Annotated in this window: 4 protein-coding genes; 2 read left to right on the forward strand and 2 right to left on the reverse strand. The window is 71.6% G+C overall.

Going from position 1 to position 2,499, the window contains the following annotated elements:
- The coding region (locus Q1K57_RS09445) for a tyrosine/phenylalanine carboxypeptidase domain-containing protein (RefSeq protein ID WP_300081481.1) at positions 1-492 on the reverse strand (492 nt) is incomplete at its 3' end.
- The gene (locus tag Q1K57_RS09450; protein WP_300081484.1) at positions 489-1,250 is read right to left on the reverse strand and encodes an N-formylglutamate amidohydrolase; all 762 of its coding nucleotides are present in this window, start codon (positions 1,248-1,250) and stop codon (positions 489-491) included. The genes Q1K57_RS09445 and Q1K57_RS09450, both read right to left, overlap by 4 nt.
- A 112-nt stretch (positions 1,251-1,362) precedes the next feature.
- Between Q1K57_RS09450 and Q1K57_RS09455 the strand changes: the two genes are divergently transcribed.
- Both Q1K57_RS09455 and Q1K57_RS09460 read left to right on the forward strand, forming a co-directional pair.
- The gene (locus tag Q1K57_RS09455; protein WP_300081487.1) at positions 1,363-2,193 is read left to right on the forward strand and encodes a DNA-formamidopyrimidine glycosylase family protein; all 831 of its coding nucleotides are present in this window, start codon (positions 1,363-1,365) and stop codon (positions 2,191-2,193) included.
- A partial coding sequence (locus Q1K57_RS09460; RefSeq protein ID WP_300081489.1) for a hypothetical protein occupies positions 2,190-2,499 on the forward strand: 310 nt, incomplete at its 3' end. The genes Q1K57_RS09455 and Q1K57_RS09460, both read left to right, overlap by 4 nt.

Genomic DNA, 2,499 nt, shown 5'->3' on the forward strand with positions numbered 1-2,499 from the left:
CTCCAACGCCCGGTAGTGGTCGATCTCGGCCTCGGCGAGGGCGAGGAACGCGTCGGCGTCCAGCTTGTCGGCCGTGCTCGGGCCGCCCGCGATGCGGGTCATGATCGACTCGGCCGCGGTGACCAGGTCGGGGGCGACGCCGCCGTACAGCTCGATGCTGAGCGGCCGGAAGTCGGGGGTGTCGCGGACGCGCAGCATGGTGAGCTGCAGGCCGAGCTCACGGTGCTTCTTACGCAGCAGGGAGGCGACGGTGGCGTCCTCGACGCGGCCCACGTCGATGCTGTTCAGGATCGCGTGGAGCACCTCGGGATCGGTCGGCAGGTCGCGGTAGGTGAAGGTGGGCTCGTCCACGTCGCCGTCGAGGAAGGACTCCTTCACGTCCGCGGCGTCGGTGGGAGTCACGTCGAGGATGAAGCGGATGCTCGTGCCCAGCTGGGACAGCTGGTGGTCGATCGCCTGGTCGGCGATGGCGAGCGGGTTGTTGTACGTCATCGCGGGAGGGCTCCGAGGACGGGGTCGACGGACTCGGCGAGGCACCGCTTCAGGTAGGCGATGCGGTCGTGATCGGACTCGTGCGTCCACTCGTCCATGAAGGTCTTCTTGAACTCCAGGGCCAGCACGCAGCCGACGCCGGGGTACCGCTCGTGGACCTTCCAGGCCAGGTTCTGGCCCTTGAACTTCACGTTCTCGCGCAGGTCGAAGCCGCGGTCGAGGAACGAGGCGCGGAAGGCCCCGACCACGGGGCCGAAGGTGGCCAGGTCGACCGAGCCGGTGCCGAGGTTGACCTCGGGGTTCTCCTCGACGGGCTCGTCGGGCTCGTCGGGTCCCGGGCGCCGGTGGTTGTAGGAGTGCACGTCGTACAGCACGAACGGGCCCCGCTCGGCGACGGCGTCCAGACGCTCGAAGAGGGCGGCGAAGAAGGCGTCGTAGACGGCGAGGGAGCCCTCGACGACTGCGTCCGGCAGCGGGTTGTCGCGCCAGACGTGGAGCCCCCAGCAGTCCTCGGGGGTGCGGTAGACGGCCTTCTCGCGCACCCGGTTGAGGTCGGTCTCGAAGCGGGAACGGTGGACGAGCACGCGCGCGGGAAGGGCGGCGGCGATCTCGTCGGTCCAGGGGTCCTCCTCGCGCAGGCGGTCGCTCTCGGGCAGGACCATCTGCTCGGCCACCTCCGGCCGCAGCCCGTGGCCGGCGTGAATGGAGGTGGCGACGATCTGGCCCGACCAGTCGCCGACGAACTCATACGGCTGCATGCACCATTCCTAGCGCATCGGCGCTGGTGAGCGCGGGGTGTCGAGGTCGAAAACCGGCGTCGGGGCGTCCGCGGGTAGACTCGGCGCGGCCGCCGGCCGGAGAGGAGCGCGCATGCCCGAGGGTCACGTGACGCACCGCCTGGCGCGGGCGCTCGCCGCCGAGTTCGGTGGCCGGCGGGTGGGCGTCAGCAGCCCACAGGGACGCTTCGCGGACGCCGCCGCCCAGCTCGACGGCACGGTACTCGTGGGCGCCGATTCGGTGGGCAAGCACCTGCTCGTGGACTTCGAGCCGGGCACCGTGTGGATCCACCTCGGGCTGATCGGCAAGCTGCGCTTCACCAGCGACTTCCCGCCGCCCAGCCACGACACGCTGCGGCTGCGCATCACCGACGGACGCCTCGCCGCCGATCTGCGTGGCCCCCAGTGGTGCCGCCTCATCACGCCCGACGAGCGCGCGGCGGTGGTGCTGTCGTCGGGGCCCGACCCGATCCGGCCGGACGCCGACCCCGAGCGCGCCTGGCAGATCGTGCACCGGTCGAAGAAGCCGTTCGCGGCCGTGCTCATGGACCAGAAAGCGTTCGCCGGGGTGGGCAATATCTTCCGCGCCGAGGTACTGCACCGGCACCGCATCGATCCGTTCCTGCCTGCCGCCGAGTTGCCGCGGGACGTGTTCGACTCCGTGTGGGCCGACCTCGTGACCCTGATGCGTGCCGCCGTCGGCGTCGGACGCATCGACACCGTCTTCGACGAGCACACCCCGGACGCCATGGGTCGCGATCCCCGCGTCGACCGGCACGGGGGTGAGGTGTACGTGTACCGGCGCGCCGGGCTGCCCTGTCACGTGTGCGGTTCGCCGGTGCGCACCGAGCCGCTGGCGGGGCGGAACCTGTACTGGTGCGCGATCTGCCAGCCGTCCGGTGCGCCAGGGGAGGCGCTCAGGTGAGCTGGCCGTTCGCATGCACCGTCACCGGCGGGGGCCGCGGGCTGCTGGTGCGGCGCGGGCCGGCGTCGATCGCGGAGTTCGCGTTCGGCCTGCCGGGGGAGCCCGTCGAGGGCTGGGAGCCGGATGACGCGGACGCGCGCCTCACCCTCACCGACGCGTTCACCGCCCGCCTGCGGCACCAACCCGACGATGAGGGCTGGACCACCACGGTCTCCCTCGACAACACCTCCGACGACACGCAGGCACTGCCGCCGCTGGGGGTGGCGGTGAGCGTGGCACCCGGGTGGGTCGGGTGGTCGTGGTCCA

This window comes from Propioniciclava sp., from assembly GCF_029977985.1.
Lineage (GTDB): Bacteria > Actinomycetota > Actinomycetes > Propionibacteriales > Propionibacteriaceae > Propioniciclava.